Annotated in this window: 20 protein-coding genes; 3 read left to right on the top strand and 17 right to left on the bottom strand. The window is 44.2% G+C overall.

The window, feature by feature from the left end; translation table 11 throughout:
• Nucleotides 1-9: 9 nt before the first annotated feature.
• From polX to zapA, 3 genes are all read right to left on the bottom strand, one after another.
• The gene (gene polX / locus HHK01_RS11160; RefSeq protein WP_170007868.1) at nucleotides 10-1,713 is read right to left on the bottom strand and encodes a DNA polymerase/3'-5' exonuclease PolX; all 1,704 of its coding nucleotides are present in this window, start codon (nucleotides 1,711-1,713) and stop codon (nucleotides 10-12) included.
• A 155-nt stretch (nucleotides 1,714-1,868) separates the two neighbouring features.
• A complete protein-coding gene (locus HHK01_RS11165; RefSeq protein WP_170007869.1) occupies nucleotides 1,869-2,408 on the bottom strand; it encodes a CvpA family protein in 540 nt (179 codons plus the stop codon).
• Nucleotides 2,409-2,410: 2 nt separating this feature from the next.
• Nucleotides 2,411-2,677: a cell division protein ZapA gene (gene zapA, locus HHK01_RS11170; protein WP_170007870.1), complete on the bottom strand. Its 267-nt coding sequence runs from the start codon at nucleotides 2,675-2,677 to the stop codon at nucleotides 2,411-2,413.
• A 197-nt stretch (nucleotides 2,678-2,874) separates the two neighbouring features.
• Between zapA and rnhC the strand changes: the two genes are divergently transcribed.
• A complete protein-coding gene (gene rnhC, locus HHK01_RS11175; protein ID WP_170007871.1) occupies nucleotides 2,875-3,816 on the top strand; it encodes a ribonuclease HIII in 942 nt (313 codons plus the stop codon).
• A 111-nt stretch (nucleotides 3,817-3,927) separates the two neighbouring features.
• Here the strand turns inward: rnhC and pheT are convergent, their stop codons facing one another.
• From pheT to HHK01_RS11190, 3 genes are all read right to left on the bottom strand, one after another.
• Nucleotides 3,928-6,351, bottom strand: a complete 2,424-nt coding sequence (gene pheT / locus HHK01_RS11180) for a phenylalanine--tRNA ligase subunit beta (protein WP_170007872.1) — start codon at nucleotides 6,349-6,351, stop codon at nucleotides 3,928-3,930.
• Nucleotides 6,352-6,353: 2 nt separating this feature from the next.
• Complete coding sequence (gene pheS, locus HHK01_RS11185) at nucleotides 6,354-7,406, bottom strand: phenylalanine--tRNA ligase subunit alpha (RefSeq protein WP_170007873.1); 1,053 nt, start codon at nucleotides 7,404-7,406, stop codon at nucleotides 6,354-6,356.
• A 519-nt stretch (nucleotides 7,407-7,925) separates the two neighbouring features.
• A complete protein-coding gene (locus tag HHK01_RS11190; protein ID WP_170008763.1) occupies nucleotides 7,926-8,678 on the bottom strand; it encodes a TrmH family RNA methyltransferase in 753 nt (250 codons plus the stop codon).
• A 170-nt stretch (nucleotides 8,679-8,848) separates the two neighbouring features.
• On the opposite strand from HHK01_RS11190, the gene sspI reads away from it, so the two are divergent.
• Complete coding sequence (gene sspI / locus HHK01_RS11195; RefSeq protein ID WP_170007874.1) at nucleotides 8,849-9,061, top strand: small acid-soluble spore protein SspI; 213 nt, start codon at nucleotides 8,849-8,851, stop codon at nucleotides 9,059-9,061.
• A gap of 44 nt (nucleotides 9,062-9,105) precedes the next feature.
• Here sspI and HHK01_RS11200 read toward each other — a convergent pair whose 3' ends face one another.
• The 6 genes from HHK01_RS11200 to HHK01_RS11225 form a co-directional block, all read right to left on the bottom strand.
• Complete coding sequence (locus HHK01_RS11200) at nucleotides 9,106-9,552, bottom strand: small multi-drug export protein (RefSeq protein ID WP_170007875.1); 447 nt, start codon at nucleotides 9,550-9,552, stop codon at nucleotides 9,106-9,108.
• Nucleotides 9,549-10,004, bottom strand: coding sequence for a hypothetical protein (locus HHK01_RS11205; protein WP_170007876.1), 456 nt, complete (start codon nucleotides 10,002-10,004; stop codon nucleotides 9,549-9,551). The genes HHK01_RS11200 and HHK01_RS11205 overlap by 4 nt, the downstream gene beginning before the upstream one ends.
• Nucleotides 10,001-10,189 carry a helix-turn-helix transcriptional regulator gene (locus HHK01_RS11210; protein WP_407646907.1) on the bottom strand — a complete coding sequence of 63 codons (189 nt, stop codon included), beginning with the start codon at nucleotides 10,187-10,189 and terminating at the stop codon, nucleotides 10,001-10,003. Before HHK01_RS11210 ends, HHK01_RS11205 begins: the two co-directional genes overlap by 4 nt.
• A 152-nt stretch (nucleotides 10,190-10,341) precedes the next feature.
• Nucleotides 10,342-11,424, bottom strand: a complete 1,083-nt coding sequence (locus HHK01_RS11215; RefSeq protein WP_170007878.1) for a M42 family metallopeptidase — start codon at nucleotides 11,422-11,424, stop codon at nucleotides 10,342-10,344.
• Nucleotides 11,425-11,561: 137 nt separating this feature from the next.
• Nucleotides 11,562-12,149: a TVP38/TMEM64 family protein gene (locus tag HHK01_RS11220; protein ID WP_170007879.1), complete on the bottom strand. Its 588-nt coding sequence runs from the start codon at nucleotides 12,147-12,149 to the stop codon at nucleotides 11,562-11,564.
• Between the two features lie 83 nt (nucleotides 12,150-12,232).
• Nucleotides 12,233-12,514: a DUF1294 domain-containing protein gene (locus HHK01_RS11225; protein WP_170007880.1), complete on the bottom strand. Its 282-nt coding sequence runs from the start codon at nucleotides 12,512-12,514 to the stop codon at nucleotides 12,233-12,235.
• A 397-nt stretch (nucleotides 12,515-12,911) separates the two neighbouring features.
• Between HHK01_RS11225 and abc-f the strand changes: the two genes are divergently transcribed.
• Nucleotides 12,912-14,540 carry a ribosomal protection-like ABC-F family protein gene (gene abc-f, locus HHK01_RS11230; protein WP_170007881.1) on the top strand — a complete coding sequence of 543 codons (1,629 nt, stop codon included), beginning with the start codon at nucleotides 12,912-12,914 and terminating at the stop codon, nucleotides 14,538-14,540.
• 557 nt (nucleotides 14,541-15,097) lie between these two features.
• On the opposite strand, the gene rplT is transcribed toward abc-f, so the two are convergent.
• The 5 genes from rplT to HHK01_RS11255 all read right to left on the bottom strand — a co-directional run bounded on the left by rplT (nucleotide 15,098) and on the right by HHK01_RS11255 (nucleotide 19,740).
• Nucleotides 15,098-15,454 (bottom strand): 50S ribosomal protein L20, encoded by a 357-nt coding sequence (rplT, locus tag HHK01_RS11235; protein WP_170007882.1) that lies wholly within the window; start codon nucleotides 15,452-15,454, stop codon nucleotides 15,098-15,100.
• Nucleotides 15,455-15,499: 45 nt separating this feature from the next.
• Complete coding sequence (rpmI, locus tag HHK01_RS11240; RefSeq protein ID WP_170007883.1) at nucleotides 15,500-15,688, bottom strand: 50S ribosomal protein L35; 189 nt, start codon at nucleotides 15,686-15,688, stop codon at nucleotides 15,500-15,502.
• 23 nt (nucleotides 15,689-15,711) lie between these two features.
• Nucleotides 15,712-16,215 (bottom strand): translation initiation factor IF-3, encoded by a 504-nt coding sequence (gene infC / locus HHK01_RS11245; RefSeq protein WP_170007884.1) that lies wholly within the window; start codon nucleotides 16,213-16,215, stop codon nucleotides 15,712-15,714.
• A 326-nt stretch (nucleotides 16,216-16,541) separates the two neighbouring features.
• Nucleotides 16,542-18,482, bottom strand: coding sequence for a threonine--tRNA ligase (gene thrS, locus HHK01_RS11250; RefSeq protein WP_407646908.1), 1,941 nt, complete (start codon nucleotides 18,480-18,482; stop codon nucleotides 16,542-16,544).
• A gap of 403 nt (nucleotides 18,483-18,885) precedes the next feature.
• Nucleotides 18,886-19,740: a putative sporulation protein YtxC gene (locus HHK01_RS11255; protein WP_170007885.1), complete on the bottom strand. Its 855-nt coding sequence runs from the start codon at nucleotides 19,738-19,740 to the stop codon at nucleotides 18,886-18,888.
• Between the last annotated feature and the right edge of the window lies 1 nt (nucleotide 19,741).

Here is a 19,741-nt window from a genome sequence, read left to right on the forward strand (position 1 = left end):
ATCTCACCCTTATGTTTTTAACTGCAAAATTTGTTGCACAGACCACGTGTTCAAAACAGAAGTCTTCGGAACCCAGCCTTTTTTGGCTTGTGACACGCCGTACGTCATATTGTCAAGTTCTTTCTGATTGTGTGCATCTGTGTTGATTACAATGGGAACCCCTTTGGAAACGGCTTTTTGTAACCAATCACTCCGCAAATCAAATCTGTTAGGGTTGGCGTTGCATTCAACCGCCGTTCCCGTTTTGTGTGCGATCTCTAGAAAATTCTCTATATCAAAGTGATAGCCGTCTCTAATTCCAATTTTCCGCCCGCTCGGATGGGCAATCATTTTCACATACGGATTTTCACAAGCAGCTTGAAATCGTCGTGTGATGAGTTCTTTTGACTGATGAAAATGAGAATGGATGGAGCCGATGATCCAGTCTAATTCGCGTAGGACCTCATCCGGATAGTCAAGTGCTCCATCCGCTAAAATATCCATCTCTACACCAGATAAAATCGTTATATCTCGATACGTTTCTCGTAGTTTTACTATTTCCTCGTGCTGTCGTAGCAAATTGTCTATAGACAGCCCCCCGGCTATCACAAGGGAGCGCGAATGGTCAGTAATCGCCATCACTTCATATTCTTTTCTTCGGCAAGCCTCTATCATTTCCTCGATAGTGTGTGCACCATCGCTCCATGCTGTGTGCATATGCAAATCGCCACGTATGTCTTCTATAGAAATCACATCATGGATGCGTTTAGAATGATCGATTTCCTCGCCAGTTTCTCTCAACTCAGGAGGGAACCATGGCAAATGAAAATGATGATAAAACGCTTGTTCATTTGAAAATGTTGTCACCCTGTTCGTCTCATCGTCTGTAACTCCGTATTCACTAATCTTCTCACCACGTTGCTTTGCCAGTTGTCGCATGCGTACATTGTGATCCTTTGAACCGGTAAAGTGATGCAAAGTGGTGGCAAACACAGCAGGTTCCGCGAGGCGAACATCTATAGACAACTCGTGTTCATCCATCCATCTTACAGATACTTTTGTCGTTCCTTTTGCGATCACACCAACGATTTCTTCCCAATTCACAATCCAGTCTCGTACTTCTTCTGGTTCATCCGTTTCCACGATAAAATCAAGGTCCTTCACCGTTTCCTGCACTCGCCGAAAACTGCCAGCAACTTCTGCCCGTTGAACAGCAGGAAATTCACGTAGCTTTTGTAAAATATGTTCAGCTATAGGACGAGCGTAAGCAAACGGGTGTCGTTCCCTTGTCCCCATTGCCTGCTTAAGGGCCGCTAACAAATTTTCTTCGGTTTTCACACCAAACCCGTCAAGAGCTTGTACTTTGCCTTCCTCACACGCTCTTTGCAACGTTTGTACATCAATGATTCCCAGTTCTTTATGTAGCTTTGCCAGCTTTTCCCCACCGATCCCTGGAAGCTGTAATAAAGGGATTAATCCGACGGGCACTTCCTTTTTCAAGTCTGTAAGTAGCTTTGTTTGACCAGTTTGTAAAAATTCCTCTATAACAGTAGTAGTTTTCTCCCCTACTCCGTTTAACGCTGTCCATTTCTCTATTTCGTCTACACTTCGTTTATCCCGCTCAATGCCGTTCGCCGCTTTCCGATAGGCAGCGATTCGGTACGCTGAGTCTCCTCGTAGTTCCATGTAGGTCGCGATTGTCTCCAAGTGGCGAATAATTGCCTTCTTGTCCATTCCGTTCTCCTTTAAATGTGATACGTATAGGTTTACTTTACCACGTTTTTGCTTTTTGCTTCAAAAGATCGTGAAGGTCATACAGAAAAACGCTTGAATGATAAAAATCAATTCAAGCGCCATTGTTTATTCCTCATAGTGAACTTTCCCATTTGTTACGCTATGTTCTGAAACCATAATTCGCGAATTTGTTCTGAAATAAGCGGGGTATTTTGTACGATCGTTTTTGCGAGTACAGAGTCATTCATCGGTCCTTGTATAAAATCAATAGGTAGTAAGGCTCCAATATACAATACAAGAAATGCAAGCATATAGACTTCTACAACGCCGAGTGCTCCGCCCGCCCACACATTTAGCTGCTTTAATACGGGTAAGTGGGCAACAAAATCAAGCATCGATCCAAGAATCTGCAAGAGAATTTTTGAAACAAAGAAAAGAATGGCAAAGGAAATTGCATTATAGTAGGCAGTCTCTAAGTCTGTTCCTTCAAATAATAATTCCATCGTTTCTGGTTCCCCAAATGTAGGATAAGGAACCCAGAGATTCATTCGTGGCGCTAACTTATCGTAGTACAGAAACGCCACAATAAATGAAATGATAAACCCGGTCATATGGATCGTTTGCAAAATAAAGCCTCTCCGCAATCCGACTAAAAAGCCCAACGCCAGTAAGCCAAGTAAAATGATATCTAACAAGTTCATTCCGTCCTTTTCTGTTGAAGTTCTTGTTCGAGTTTCTCTGCGTCCTCACGAATTTTCATGTATTCATGAACTGCATTTACTGCTGTCAACACGGCTAAACGTTGAACATCCAGTGAAGGGTTATGAACAGAAATTTCCCTCATTTTCTCATCTACATAAGAAGCAACGTGGCGCATATGACTGTTCGACTCTGGCCCGACAATCGTGTAAGCTTGTCCATATATATCTACAGTTACTCGATTCTTCCTATCATCTTGAGACAAATCCTTCACCCTTTTCAGAGAATCCTATTCACACACGTTGTGAGTACAAGCTGTCGCGGCATAGATGTGGCAAATTCAGCTTAGTTTCTTAAAGTTCATCATAGCATATTAGCTCTGGAGAGAGGAAGAGATGACGAGAAATTGGAAGCTATTACTTTAGAATAATGAACACCTTCTAACGAGAGAGGAGAAAGATCATGGCACAGGCCGTACTTCAAGTTTCAAAAGAGACACTCCAAACGATCAAAACCTTTTATCAAGGAGCGGGTGTTCTGCAAACATCCCCCCCACCACACGCTGTTTTTTGTGCAAAGCTACCTGGCTGTACAATTACTGGCTACGGATCAGGGAAAGTGCTTTTTCAAGGTAAGAATGCCGAGACAGAAGCAGAAACGTGGGGAAAAACAGCAAACCAATCTCCACCCAAAAAGTCGAGTAGTAAAGGAGACCCACTACCTGAATCGTTTTCCACGCTTTCAGTACTAGGGTCCGATGAAGTGGGAACAGGAGATTACTTCGGGCCAATGACCGTTGTGGCGGCTTATGTTTCACAGGAAAACATCGCATTGGTTAAAGAACTTGGGGTAAAAGATTCGAAGCAACTGACTGACGATGCTATGAGAAAAATGGCCTCATCACTTATACACGCCGTTCCTTATAGTTTGCTCGTTTTGGCGAATCCAAAGTATAACGAGCTACAGCGTAAAGGAATGACCCAAGGAAAGATGAAAGCGATTCTACATAATCGTGCGCTGCAAAATGTCGTCGAGAAAATTGCGCCCACTAAACCAGATGCCATTCTTATTGATCAATTTGCAACACGGGAAGTGTATTACCGTCACCTCCAAAAGGAGCGCTCAATCGTTACCGATGACGTTTACTTCCGAACAAAAGCAGAGGAACTTCATCTGAGTGTCGCGACTGCTTCGATATTGGCGCGTGTTGCCTTTTTGAAAGAGATGGATCGACTTAGCAAACAAGTTGATGTGACATTGCCTAAAGGAGCTGGAGGTAAAGTGGATGAGGTAGCTGCGCGAATTTTATTAAAAGAAGGCGAGGACACGCTTGCTGCTATGACAAAATGGCATTTTGCGAATACGGAAAAGGCCCGGGTGCTTGCGGGGAAAAAACGGCGGTGAAGGTCGAACGTTCGTTTGACAATTGCTTTGACTACTAGCAGTGTCCCTAATACACCGCCCCATCAAACAGGAAAAAAGCGGACTGCCGTCATGACAGCCCGCTTTCCTTATTTATGCACCGCGTACCGTAGCATCCGTTTGTTCCTTTACTGCGCTCACGATCGCCTCGTGCGCCTTTGTCACTTCTTCGTCCGTAAGCGTGCGATCTCTGTTCAAATACGTCAATGAGAACGCGATGGACTTCTTCCCTTTTTCCATATGCTCACCATCGTACAAGTCAAACAAGTAAACGGCTTCGAGCAATTTTCCACCCGTCTTTTCAATAATCGTACGGAGTGTGCCTGCTGAAACTGATTCATCTACAACTAAAGCTACGTCACGAGTTACTGCAGGATAACGTGGAATTGGTTCATATCCAAGTGACGAAAGATCAGCATTTAGTAGCGTCTCTAGGTCAACCTCTGCCACATACGTCGCCTTCAAATCACGTGCTGCTTCTTCGGATGGATGTAGCTGGCCAATTGTACCGATTACTTCGGATCCAAGCAAAATTTGTGCCGTTCTTCCTGGGTGAAAACCTTCCACTTTCCCTTGTTCAAAACGAACTTCCCTACTAATTCCAAGCTGTGCAAACACGTGGGTAACGAGTCCTTTCGCAACGTAGAAGTCAGTTTCTTTTACCTCTGCTTGCCAGTCATGACTCGTCCATTTCCCTGTGATCAAAACGGCAAGGCGCTCTGTTTCAGTCGGTAATTGTCCTGCTTTCTCTTGAAGGAAAACGCGCCCGATTTCGTACAAAGCGACATTATGTTGACTACGCGCGATGTTGTATTGAGCAACCTCCAACAATCCTGGCAACAAGCTTTGGCGTAATACTTTGCGCTCTTCACTCATTGGTAAGGACAGCTTCGTTGTCTCCGCCTGTTGTAGTGCAAAAGCTGTAGCTAGCTTTTCGCTTGTCAATGAGTACGTAATCGCCTCTGTTAGTCCCGCCTCTTCCATCGCACGCTTCACAAGACGGCGCTTCTTCTGATAAGGCGTTAAACCTCCCGGCGTCGCTTCACCTCTTGGTAATGTATAAGAAAAGTTGTCATATCCATACAAACGGCCGATTTCCTCAATCACATCTTCTTCAATGACAAGGTCCCCTCTGCGTGTCGGTGCTTTTACTGTTAACGTGCCTTCAGACGCTTCAGTTGGTAGCTGTAATCGTTCTAATAAAGCAACCATGTCACTTGGAGAGATTTCTGTTCCGAGTACACGATTTACCTTATCAGCAGGTACCGTAATCACCCGCGGTTCATCTGTTCGGTGGTCTTCAATAACAGATCCTTCCAACACTTCGCCACCTGCCAGTTCGACCATCAGCTGGGCAGCGCGTTCTGCCGCCTCTTCCACGCGATTCGGATCGACACCTTTTTCAAAACGGCTACTCGCTTCACTCCGTAGTCCAAGCGCCTTCGATGCTGCACGAATGGGTCCTCCAGCGAAAAGAGCAGATTCCAAAAGAACCGTCGTCGTCTCAGCGGTTACTTCTGAATTCGCACCACCCATCACACCGGCCACTGCTACTGGTTCTGTTCCATTTGTAATTACGAGGTGTTCGCCCGTTAAAGTGCGTTTCTCATCATCTAATGTAACGATTTCTTCACCGTCATTCGCTCTACGCACAAGGATTTGCTTTGAACCAAAACGATCATAATCAAACGCATGTAAAGGCTGACCATACTCGAGCAATACATAGTTCGTAATGTCGACAATATTGTTGTGCGGACGAATTCCCGCTGCACGTAGACGATTTTGCAACCAAAGCGGAGAAGGTCCGATTGTAACATTGCGGACTAATTTAGCAACGTACAATGGATTGTCTTCTGTTGCATCGACAGTAACCGTTATGTGCTTACCTGCAAATTCACCGGTCGCCACGTCTGTTTGCGTAGGTGTGGGCAAATCAATGGAACGATTCACGATCGCACCGACTTCATACGCCACTCCCATCATCGATAGACAATCAGACCGGTTCGGGGTTAGACCGAGCTCGATGACTGTATCGCGAAGACCTAATATAGCAAGCGCATCCTCTCCAATTTGCGCAGATTCTGGGAACACGTAAATCCCCTCCTCCACGTCTTTCGGTACGACTTTGCCGTCAACACCAAGCTCTTGTAGCGAGCAGATCATCCCTTCAGAAACTTCGCCACGCAGTTTGGCCCGTTTAATTTTCACTCCACCCGGTAATTTAGCACCCACCTTAGCCACAGCAACTCTTTGACCTTGGGCAACATTCGGAGCACCACAAATAATTTGGACAGGCTCCGTGCCGCCAATGTCTACAGTACATTTGTTCAAATGATCAGCATTCGGATGTGGTTCGCACGCCTGCACATACCCAACCACAACTTCTTTTACACCGTCATCCAAATGCCGGACCCCTTCGACTTCAATGCCGGTACGAGTGACTTTTTCGGCTAGCTCTTCCGGTGTTAATCCAGAGAGATCCACATATTGTTGTAACCATTCTAATGAAACTAGCATCGTTAACGCCCTCCTTCTTCTGACGGTCTGTGGAACTGGTGAAGGAATCGTTGATCGTTTCCATAAAAGTTTCGAATGTCTTCAATTCCATATTTCAGCATGGCGATACGCTCCGGCCCCATACCAAATGCAAATCCTGTGTACTCGTTTGAATCAAATCCTGCCATCTCTAACACGTTTGGGTGTACCATCCCAGCGCCTAAAATTTCAATCCAACCAGTTCCTTTACAGACAGAACAACCTTTTCCGTCACACATTTTGCAAGAAATGTCCATCTCAACAGACGGTTCGGTGAACGGGAAAAAGCTTGGGCGAAGACGAATGCTACGGTCTTCACCAAACATTCTCTTAGCAAACACGTCTAGCGTACCTTTTAAATCTGTCATACGAATGTCTTTATCTACTACCAGACCTTCAATTTGTGTAAATTGATGTGAATGTGTCGCGTCATCAGCGTCGCGGCGATACACTTTGCCAGGGCAAATAATTTTAACTGGCCCTTTTCCTTTATGCGCCTCCATCGTACGCGCCTGAACCGGTGATGTATGTGTACGCAGCAGCGTTTCTTCGGAAATATAAAACGAGTCTTGCATGTCGCGTGCAGGGTGTCCCTTAGGCAAATTAAGCATTTCAAAATTGTAACGATCTGTTTCCACTTCCGGACCTTCTGCGATCGTGTATCCCATACCAATAAATAAGTCTTCTATTTCTTCAATAATTTGTGTAAGCGGATGGGCATTCCCACGCTTAACCGGACGTCCCGGAAGCGTCACGTCAATCGTTTCCTCAGCTAATTTAGCCTCTAAAGCTTGCTGCTGTAAGTAATCTTGCTTTTCTTCAATATTTGTTTGAATAGCTGCTCGTACTTCATTAGCAAGGGCACCAATAACAGGTCGTTCCTCAGCGGAAAGTTTGCCCATTCCGCGAAGCACTTCTGTAATCGGCCCTTTTTTCCCTAAATACTCAATACGCACATCTTGTAGCGCTTGTAACGAATTTGCAGTTGTAACCTTTTCAATGGCCTCTTGTTCTAATTCGCGCAGCCTTTCTTTCACCTTTTTTCCTCCTTATTACGTTCGGGCCCACAGGATGTGGGTCAGAAGACGTTGCGACAGGACGTCGCGGTTTTAGTCTTTCTTCAGCATAATTTAACAAAGCGTCCAAACCTTAACCGACTAGGACACATTTAAGTAGAGCAGAACTCAGCTTTTTAAACACAAAAAAATCGCCCCTCCAAAAAGGGACGATTGTCGTCGCGGTACCACCCTTGTTAGCACAGAAAAAATACTGAACTCACTCTTGTCTTTGATAAACGGGGGTGTCCCGATGTGCCTTTACAACGAATTGGTCCCGGCACAAGCTCGTGAGGTGAACAATCTCTGCCCTGTCCTAAGAAAGCTTTCAGTCTAGGCTCTCTTTCCCTTTTCAGACGTTTACCGCTTCGATTTCGTCTCAGTCATCGCTTCCAGTCGATTTATGAATAGCCTTACTCTTTTTCACATTATAAGCAAGAGGAGCTCGTTTTTCAACGGTTGTGAAAAATTCGCAGGAAAATAAGTAGGAAGTAAATCGAGTCATTTTTGCCCTGAAGTCCCTTTTTTTTGTAAAGCAAATAACAGTACTCCTGTGGCAACAGTCACGTTTAAAGACTCTGCACGGCCGTAGATTGGCACATGTAAATTCTGATCAGTCTTTTCTAATAGAGCTGGAGATACTCCATTTCCTTCATTTCCAACTATAAGGGCAAATGATGACTGTGGTGTTTGTACCTGCTCATAAGAAATACTATTTTTGAGCGCAGTTCCGTACACCGGAAGTTGCGCTTCTTTGCACGCCTCAACCCATGCTTGCAATTCTCCTGTTGCTAGATCTACATGAAGATGACTTCCTTGTGCTGATCGCAATGCTTTCGAATTGTAGATATCTACACTGCCTTTTCCGAAAACAACTACATCCACTCCGGCTGCATCCGCCGTCCGACAGATTGTCCCTGCGTTCCCAGGATCTTGAATGCCGTCTAAAAGAAGCACCTTTTTGTTTGCTAGAGAATCATCGATTGCACGTTCCGATTGCATCTGACAAAGTGCTAAAATGCCTTGCGGTGTTTCCGTTTGAGTAAGCTGATTGAAAAGCACAGAAGGTAGAACAATGTGTGGAACGGCTGACGTTAGGACGACTCCTTGCATCACGCTTTCTTCTACTAAAATCTTTTTTACAACATCCCGTTCCTTTAAAGCCTCTTCAACAAGATGGCGCCCTTCCACAAGATATTGTTTCGCCTCCACTCGACCCTTTTTCGAAAGCAGCTTCTTCATTTGTTTGAACATCGGATTTTGTACCGATTGAATTACTTTTTCGTTCACAGGAGTTCCCCATTTCGTTCAGTACGTGTTGCTCTTACTAAAAAAAGCATACATAATCACACACATTCTTTCAAATGCTACAAAAAAGAGTCCTTCTCCAGGTCTCCTAAATTTCTAACTAGAGGGGTGTTTTCATGAACTTAAATTTACGCAACGCGATATTACAAAATGTACAAGGTAATGATCAATCTCAATTAGAAGCCACCATTAAGGACGCAATCACTAGTGGCGAAGAAAAGATGCTCCCAGGTCTTGGCGTATTGTTTGAAGTCATCTGGCAAAATGCAGATCGCCAAGAACAAGAAGAGATGCTACAAACGCTTGAAAGTGGTGTTCGCGGTCAATAACAAGCAAACAACCGATTTGCAACGAAGCAAACCGGTTGTTTTTTTTATGAACGTATCAACCACTCTACCCCATAATAAGAGCCGAGTCCGAATAAAACAGACCACAATAGCAAGAATCCACTTACCCATGCAAATGTCCAATTTTTTTGCGCACCTAAAAGAAGGCCCACAAAGGCTGCGATATGTGTTCCGATTAAAATTGGCCCTAAAAAGGCGATACCGGGCAGTCCATATTTGTTCCAGATGTCTTTTGCACGAATAAAACGTTTGGAAGGGACCCGTTCACCTTTGCGTTTTTTAGCACGATATCCATCAATTTTTTCATAAAAATGAACAACAAGCCAAATCGTCGATATATTACCGATAAACGCGATCAGCACCACGAGTACTGGGTTTAAGTCCCGTACGATGCCGAGTGGAATGACAAGCGCAATTTCAACCCAAGGAATGGCTGCCAGAAGAAAAACGAGTGCATATTCTAATAGGTTCAATCGTCATCTCCCCCTTTTAACAAATTACGAACGGCAAGCTGATAGGTAAGAAACTGTCCTAGAAACAACACAAGTAGAGAAAGCAGTAAAACATCCCGGTTCATCTCGAAAAGTAGAGCGGAAACAATCAATACTGGAAAGCTAAAAAAGTAATATACATATACGGCACGACAAGCTTTATAACTAAAAAATTTCATGCCTTCATCTTCTTCCCTCAGCTCAGGAGGTAATAAGATCAGTGGCACACGATCTGTTGGATGTCGGAAGTTGTGAAAAGTGGCTGCTCCGTACCAAACTGCAAGCAAAAAAAGTAGGATAATGAAAAAAAGACCCGAAACGTTTGCAAACCAATGCGGAAACGCGACCACATTCCACTCAGCAGCTAAATAAATAGCCAAACAAGTCAACATACCCATAGACCAATACGTCGACGTCAACACACGTTTACTCACAATTCATCTCCCCCCTCCAACCAAAAAAGATCGTCAACCTTTTCACCAAATTCCTGAGCAATTTTCAATGCTAATTCAATGCTTGGACTATAATCGCCCTTTTCAATAAACCCAATCGTTTGGCGAGTGACACCGACTCTTTGGGCCAAGTCTCCTTGTGTCCAGCTTTCTCTCGCTCGCATCATTTTCACAGAATTTTGCAGCACTTATTCGATTCCTTTCTTTCATATTGTCTAAGATTCATTGTAATGTATTGTATACATAATGTCAACTATACTTAACATAAGTGAGTAAAATAGAGCAGGCTTCCTGTAACAGGAACCTGCTCTTATCGTTCTCAATCAAATGTAATTTGATCTACCGTCTTACGATCAAGACGTTTAATAACTTCTACAATGAGCTTCACCGCGTTCTCAAAGTCATCACGGTGCAACATTGCAGCATGTGAGTGGATGTAACGCGTTGGAATCGTGATCGAAAGCGCTGGCACTCCGTTTGCAGTTAAGTGGATCGCACCAGAGTCGGTACCGCCACCAGCCATCGAATCGAACTGATATGGGATGCCTTTTTCATCTGCCACACCTGTAACAAAATCGCGAAGCCCTTTATGTGACACCATAGAAGCGTCATACAAAACAATTTGGGGTCCATCGCCCATTTTGCTTAGTGCGTCTTTTGAAGATACGCCGGGTGTGTCTCCAGCGATACCTACGTCTACTCCAAAACCAATATCAGGTTGAATCATTTGCGCAGATGTACGCGCCCCGCGCAACCCGACTTCTTCTTGAACAGTCCCTACGCCGTAAACGACGTTTGGGTGTTGCTCATTTTGAAGTCCTTTCAACACGTCAATTGCGATCGCACACCCGATACGGTTGTCCCACGCTTTAGCAAGCAACATTTTTTCGTTATTCATGACCGTAAATTCAAAGTATGGCGTCACCATATCTCCTGGTGTAACGCCCCATTCCGCTGCTTCTTCTTTTGAAGAGGCACCGATGTCGATGAACATTTCTTTAATTTCTACAGGCTTTTTACGCGCCTCTGGAGGCAAAATGTGTGGCGGTTTTGACCCGATTACACCTGTAATATCACCTTTTTTCGTCGTGATCGTCACGCGTTGTGCGAGCATGACTTGGCTCCACCAGCCACCAACGGTTTGGAAGCGAATAAACCCTTTTTCATCAATTTGTGTCACCATAAAGCCGACTTCGTCTAAGTGACCAGCGACCATAATTTTCGGTCCATTTTCGTCACCTTTTTTTACAGCGACCAAACTTCCAAGCCCGTCTGTCGAGACCTCATCGGCAAAAGGTGCGATGTATTCTTTCATGACGTGACGAGCTTCACGCTCATTTCCTGGTATGCCTTTCGCGTCTGTAAGCGCCTTCAGCATTTGCAATGTTTCATCTTGTGGCATGTGAATCCCCTTTCAAATCGGTTAGTTATGTATGAACCACTTCTTAGTATACTAAAGTGGATTCTAATTGTACAAAAGTTGCGTGAACAAAGACATTCCAAAAAAATCTCTACCCCAAATAGGATAGAGATTTTTAGCTAAGCAGAAGCGTCTTTTTCATTTTTCTCGAAGAATTCCTGCCACTTAACGACCACCCATTTTTCTCTAAGTATGTAGAACAGAACGCAACAACTTAGTAAAACGGTCAAGATCATTGTAGGAGTGAATTGAGACAGAAACTCGCCGAACACTGTGTAGAAAAAGGCTAAAGGAAGATTGGTAATGAGGGAGTACTTTGCATATTTTCCGAACCCGCGTGCCCTTTCCATCATACAAAGATTTAATAATTGCACATGCATGAACGGGATCAGTCGCAAAATGGTGATTTGCCCCATCGTTAGTCGCGCATGACGCCCTAAAACTTTCGCTTTCAACCGCAACAACTTTTCCATCTGCTTAGGCATCTTCTCTGCAACGAAATAAAAAATAAGCGATGCAATAAACATGCCCAAAGTCGAAAACAAAGTTCCAAACGCCGAGCCAAACAAGACTCCGCCTGCCATATTAACGACGGCTACTGGAATGAAGAGCGCTTGCCGGACGATATGGAACATCAAAAAGAGAATAGGTGCAAAGTAACCCGTCGTTTCAAAGAAGCCTAAAACCATCGTGAGGTTGACGTCCATTTCCCGACCCCTCTTTTCTACAGTCTCGTATTACACCTTATCCAGAGGACGAGCACAGTATGACAAACAATGACAAGACTAGCCTATCCTCCTATAAAGAAAAGTGCACCGAGGAGAGCCACTTGAAGTATAGCGAGCGCCGGAAAACCAATTTGGAATGACGTGTGCCGTGTTTTGTGGCGAAAAGTGACCATTCCGAGCCAGCCTCCAGGAGCGCCACCTAAAATAGCGAGCCACCACAGTCTTTTTTCTGGGATGCGATAGCGGGATCTGCCTTTTTGGGCCCGGCGTTTGTCGGTGCCCATGGTGATGAAGGAGAGGACGCTCATGATGATGATAAAAACGAGTACGTAGTTTACTAGCATGTTAATTATTCCTTTCTAACCCCACATTTACTAGTCATCGTACACCTTTTTCTCTACAACGAAAAGTAAAGTTTGCCAAAAATAATAGTAGCGAGTATACTAAAAATTGAATTTAAATCCTAAACGAAAGAGGTGAACGGGATGTCTTACACGGGATCTGCTCAAGGGCAACTTTTACATTATTTAACTCTTGTCCATGGGCTTTTTGCGACTGTTTTTGTTCAAGGGGATACGTCTGCTCAAAAACAGAAACATACGTTCGTGTAAGGAGTCCTGCTTTCACCCATTTTTTGAAGACCACGGGAAGAGCGTTTCTTCTTCGTGGTCTTTTTTGTACGAGCCAGGCACTTAATAAACCATGCCAGGCACGCGTGCTCTAATAGGAGGAAAATTCACTATGATTTGTCAACTAAACAACATCACACTTTCAAACGGGTATAAAACCGTACTAGATCATATCTCAATGCATTTACAGCCAGGGGACCGGATCGGTTTGATTGGTCGAAATGGAGTTGGGAAGACGACACTGCTTAACATTCTAACTAAAACCATTGTTCCAGACTCGGGAGAAATTATTTTGCAAAAAGGGAGTCAAATTGGCTATTTGCAGCAAACTCCCGATATAGAGGAAACACTAACTGTAGAAGCAGTACTTCAAACTGCACGTAAGGATTTATCGGCAATGGAGACGGAAATGCATACATTAGAAGTCAGTATGGCGTCTGCTACAGAACGACAACTTGATTCTTTACTCTCAAGATACGCACGTTTGCAGGAACAGTACGCAAACGACGGAGGCTATGAAAGTGTCTCCCGCCGAGAAGGAGTCGCCAAAGGCTTAGGGATAGACAAATTGTTATCTCAGCCTTTCTCTTCATGTAGTGGCGGTGAAAAAACAAAAATCATGCTCGCGTTATTACTCTTAGAGCAGCACGATCTATTACTTTTAGACGAACCGACCAATCACCTTGATATGCAAGCAGTGGAGTGGCTAGAGGAATTCTTGCTGAGATACGCTGGGGCAGTTATGATCGTGACTCACGATCGCTTTTTCCTCGACAAGGTCACGACAAAAATAGCTGAACTCGAAAATGGAGATTTGACGTTTTATGATGGCAATTACTCTCGTTACGTAATAGAGAAAGAGGAACGAGTATTAAGGCAGTTCCAACAGTTCGAGGAGCAACAAAAGAAAATCAAACAAATGAAGGAAGCGATCAAACGACTTCGCAGGTGGGCAAATGAAGCCAATCCGCCGAACCCTGGTCTCCATCGTCGCGCCCGCCATATGGAACGAATGCTAGAGCGGATGGAGAAAGTGGAAAAACCATTGGAAGGGAAGCAGATGGGACTTTCGTTGTCAGCACATAAAAGAAGTGCGAATGATGTGTTTCAAGTTAAAGGTGGCGGCAAGCTCACTGAAGACAATGTACTTTGGCAAGATTTGAATCTACTTATTCGCTATCAGCAGCATACGGCTGTTGTCGGTGGAAATGGTGTTGGGAAGACGACACTTCTGCGAGTTTTTCTTGATAAAACTGACTTGGATGAAGGTGAAGTCAAAATCGGTTCAAACGTGCGGATTGGATATTTATCTCAGGAGTTCCCGACTGATGAAAAAGTACTGGCGTTTACTGTATTGGAGTATTTCCGTCAGTTTTGTGCTTACGATGAGGGCAAAAGTCGCCATGTGTTAGCGAAATTTTTGTTCTTTGGTCAAGACGTGTTCAAACCTGTCTCGCGGATTAGTGGCGGAGAGTACATGCGGCTTCAGCTTGCTACCTTGATGCATCAACCTTTCAACGTGCTACTACTCGATGAACCGACAAACCATTTGGATATTGAATCAAAAGAAGTGTTGGAGGAAGCTTTACAGGATTATGATGGGACGATTGTAGCCGTTAGCCATGACCGATATTTTTTATCTAAGCTATTCCAGCAAATTCTTTGGCTTGAGAAAGAAACAGGTACTGTTTTTATAGGGAATTTTGTGGATGCTTATGAGAAGAAGAGAGAGCAAAGGTAGAGATTCTAGTCAAAATCTCTCGTCCAAACAAAACAGTAATTATCAATAGTAGTCGCCGTCTCGCTATCGAGGCGGCTACAATTATAGTGTTTTTTCTTTAGAACTCCTGTCCATTCCCCCCTAAGTCTGAGCATTTCCCCCTGAGTCTGAGCATTCCCCCCTGAGTCTGAGCATTCCCCCCTGAGTCTGAGCATTCCCTCCTGAGTCTGAGCATTCCCCCCTGAGTCTGAGCATTCCCCCCTAAGTCTGCGCATTCCCCTCTGAGTCTGAGCATTCCCCCCTAAGTCTGAGCATTCCCCTCTGAGTCTGAGCATTCCCCCTTAAGTCTGAGCATTCCCCCCTAAGTCTGAGCATTCCCCTCTGAGTCTGAGCATTCCCCCCTGAGTCTGAGCATTCCCCCCTGAGTCTGAGCATTCCCCTCTGAGTCTGAGCATTCCCCCCTGAGTCTGAGCATTCCCCCCTGAGTCTGAGCATTCCCCTCTGAGTCTGAGCATTCTCCCCTGAGTCTGAGCATTCAAAAAAGCACCACTCATAGGGAGCGGTGCTTTTCATAGTACTTATTTTAAGTTTTTCTTAGCTGTTTCAGCCAATTGTGCGAATGCTTTTTCGTCGGAGATTGCGATCTCTGAAAGCATTTTGCGGTTCATTTCGATGCCAGCTTGTTTCAAACCAAACATTAGACGGCTGTAAGAAAGACCGTTTGTGCGTGCTGCTGCGTTAATACGCGCGATCCATAGTTTGCGGAAGTCGCGTTTTTTCTGGCGACGATCGCGGTATGCATACATGTAAGACTTCATAACTTGTTGGTTAGCTACTTTGTACAATGTATGTTTGGATCCATAATATCCTTTTGCGAGCTTTAATACTTTTTTACGACGACGGCGAGTGACTGTTCCACCTTTTACACGTGCCATGAGTGTTTCCCTCCTAGATCAATTACAAATTCAAATTCGTATATGTTAGATCATTTGCTTGATGCGTTTCATGTCTCCTGCAGAAACATACGCACCTTTACGAAGTTTACGTTTTTGCTTTTGAGATTTGTTTGCGAACATGTGGCTTGTGTAAGCATGGGAACGCTTCAACTTACCACTACCTGTTTTCTTAAAACGTTTTTGTGAGCCTTTGTGCGTTTTCATTTTCGGCATAATGGGGTTCCTCCTGTCAACAATTACTTTTCTGCTTTTGGTGCGAGTACTAAAAACATGGAACGTCCATCCATTTTCGGTCGGGATTCCACAGTCGAAACTTCCTCACACTGTTTTGCGAAGCGCTCTAAAACTGCCTGACCGATTTCTTTATGTGTAATGGCACGGCCTTTAAAGCGGATCGATGCTTTTACTTTGTCTCCCTTTTCGAGGAATTTGATCGCATTACGAAGCTTCGTGTTGAAATCATGCTCCTCGATGGATGGGCTGAGACGTACTTCCTTGATGTTGATGATCTTTTGGTTTTTTCTTGCTTCTTTGTCTTTCTTCTGTTGTTCGAATTTGTATTTTCCGTAGTCCATAATTCGAGCAACAGGCGGTTTCGCATTGGGAGCAACGAGTACCACGTCTAAATTCCGACGGCTGGCAATTTCTAATGCTTCGTTACGAGATTTGATACCAAGCTGGTCTCCATTTGCGTCGATTAAACGCAACTCGCGGGCGCGAATCCCTTCGTTCAAGATCATATCCTTGCTAATAACGAGCCACCTCCTAAAGTGTTCCGATCAAACCTGATTTTTTTAGTGTAGGCATTGCTTCATCAAAAAGGGTGTACTCTCTAGTGAGAGCACACCCATTTTCATTCCAAATCCAATGTACAAGCTCTAAATTAATAGAACTCATAAAGCATCGTCATGGACCTGCCAACTGCATAAATGCGTCAATCAGGTGAGAAGCAGGGTGCTTCTACTTATTTTTATTTTCCACAGATTAGTATAACAAATGATCTGTATCGTGTCAAAAGGTATATTGAAACCTTATTCATTATAGCACGAGTTTCAAAAAAGGCAAGCTATTTCTTGTTTGTTTCTTGCTGAAGCATCTGCAAGAACTTCTCGAGGGCAATCGTTTCAGACTTTTGCTCGCCATACTTGCGCACGTTCACCGCACCTTGCTCTTTCTCCTGATCCCCAACCACAAGCTGATACGGTATTTTTTGCATTTGCGCTTCGCGGATCTTGTAACCCACTTTCTCATCACGGGCATCGACTTCTACACGGAAGCCTGCTTCTTTTAGCTGCTCCTTAACTTGTAAAGAGTAATCGAGATGGACTTCGTGAGAAACCGGGATGATTTGTGCTTGCACCGGAGCGAGCCATGTTGGGAAAGCGCCTTTATATTCTTCAATCAGGAAAGCAACAAAGCGTTCCATTGTTGAGACGACACCACGGTGAATGACAACCGGGCGATGATGCTTTCCGTCTTCTCCGATGTACGTGAGGTCAAATCTTTCCGGCAATAAGAAGTCAAGCTGTACAGTCGACAGTGTCTCTTCTTTTCCGAGTGCTGTCTTCACTTGTACGTCCAGCTTCGGTCCGTAAAATGCTGCTTCACCTTCTGCTTCGAAGTACTCAACGTTTAATTCACCCATAGCACCCTTCAACATTGACTGTGCTTTTTCCCACATTTCATCGTCATCAAAGTATTTTTCTTTGTCTTCTGGATCGCGATAAGAAAGACGAAGAGTGTAATCCTCGATTCCGAAGTCTTTGTACACTTCTTGGACCAAATTCACAACACGAACGAACTCCTCTTGAATTTGATCAGGTCGTACGAAAATGTGTGCATCATTCAACGTCATTCCACGAACGCGTTGCAACCCAGAAAGCGCGCCTGACATTTCATAGCGATGCATTGTACCAAGCTCTGCAATTCGAAGTGGCAGCTCACGGTAACTATGCATATCATTTTTATAGACCATCATATGGTGAGGGCAGTTCATTGGACGTAACACGAGGTCTTCGTTATCCATCTCCATCACAGGGAACATGTCTTCTTGGTAGTGATCCCAGTGTCCGCTCGTTTTGTACAACTCCACGCTTCCCATAATCGGTGTATAGACGTGCTCGTAGCCAAGCTCAACTTCTTTATCCACGATATAACGCTCAATAATACGGCGAATTGTTGCTCCTTTAGGCATCCACAGTGGCAAACCTTGCCCTACCTTTTGTGAGTTTGTAAACAGGTTTAGCTCTTTTCCGATTTTACGATGGTCCCGCTCTTTCGCTTCTTCAAGCATGCGTAAATGTTCTTTCAAGTCTTCTTTCTTAAAAAATGCTGTGCCGTAAATACGCTGTAGCATTTTGTTTTTACTGTTTCCACGCCAGTACGCACCCGCGACACTTAACAGTTTGAATTCTTTTATTTTTGCTGTTGACGGAATGTGCACTCCACGACATAAGTCAAAAAATTCCCCTTGCAAATAGAGGGTAACCGCTTCTTCTTTAGGGATGTCTTTCAGAAGCTCAAGCTTGTATGGGTCCCCAAGCTCTTCAAAGCGTCGATTCGCTTCCTCACGACTAACCTCTTCACGTACAATTTCTAAGTTTTCACCCGTAATTTTTTGCATTTCTTTTTCAATTGTCGGTAAATCTTCTACAGAGATGGATTCCTCTAAATCAATGTCGTAATAAAACCCACCTTCGATAACCGGACCGACGCCGAGTTTCACGTTATCTGCCCCATACAAACGCTTCAACGCTTGTGCCATTAAGTGAGCTGTACTGTGACGCAAAATTTCCAGTGCTTCGTCAGATCCTTCTGTAACAATTTCAATTGCTCCTTCGCCCGAAAGAGGTGTGCGTAGATCAATCAATTCCCCGTTCCATTTTCCAGCAATTGCTTTTTTCTTCAAGCCTGGACTAATGGACGCGGCAATGGACTCTGTTGTCGTTCCAGCAGGAAACTCTTTTACTTGTCCATCTGGAAATTTCACTTGTACATCTGCCATCATTATTCTCTCCTTTAATCCATTTGTCCATATTGGGGAACAAAAAAAACGCACTCGTCCCTATAATAGGGACGAATGCGTGCATCCGTGGTTCCACCCTTTTGTGCTCAAATAAATATAAGCACACTTCATTACGTAACGAGCAGAAAGGTCTGCCCGACGAATCCTACTTTCCTTATAGAAAGGCGTTCAGATTCGTAGCTCTGAGGTGGTAAACTAAAATGTGAGCGGTGAGGAAGGTTACAGCCAATGCCTTCCCTCTCTGCTATCAAGCCACAGCCTGATTTACACATCACTTTTTTTAGTTCGTGTCCTCTTCTTCGCTCCGACCGATATGGATATGTACTCATTATATGGAGAGAAGATGAGAAATGCAACATCGTCTTTTTTTTACTTAGTTCACGCACTATACCGAACGCTTCGATTCTAGTAAAGATCCAGCTTCCTGTCGTGGATAAACTTCTACTCGTTCATCAAAAATGGTGCAGATTGTTCGTGCAATTCCTTCGTCTGGCGCATCTGTATACATGCGGATACGGCGAGGTGCGATAGATAATAACGGAGCGATTGTGACAGAGTCGATATAAGCCGGGTGGTTCACAATCAACTTTCGGTCAACAGATTTATATAGTTCACCTTGCTTCATCCACCGTCCTGACGCATCAAAAAATAAAAAACCTTCGTCTTGTACTAAGTGAATCATATCTACAACTGGTGATCGCCCGCGCAAAAAGTTTCGCAACGATTCCACAAACATTTGATAATCCTGTTCAAGTTTGTATTCATCGATAGCAAGCTCCACCACTTCCCGCATTTTCACTTGAAACTTTCGTAAACGAAACGTGACAAATGAACGGAAATGCAAGTACTCGTCCTCGATCAATTCGGATTCCAACGCTTCCCTTAATAGTTGCTCTTCATCTGGTCCTTCTACTAAGGAACGGACATGTGATTTTGTGTCAGTAAATTCCCAAAGAATATGTAGAATGTGGGACCTTTCTTCCTCATCTGTAAAGTAGTAGTGGTGCTCAAGCCAATGATGGCACCACTGAATCCGCTTTTTCTCCCAAATCCAAGAGTAAAGCCCTTGTTGTACAAGATATTTACGCCCCCCCAAGGTAGGACCTTCAATCTGAATGCGATTCTCATCTTGCTTTATTGTAAAAGTACGCAATTCACTTCGCTTAGAAAGGGCTTGCACTTGTTGCAAGTACTGAACCACTTCCAACGATTCTTGCGCACTGTCAAATACGATGTTCAAA

It is taken from the genome of Bacillus fonticola, assembly GCF_012955605.1.
Lineage (GTDB): Bacteria > Bacillota > Bacilli > Bacillales > JC228 > Bacillus_CG > Bacillus_CG fonticola.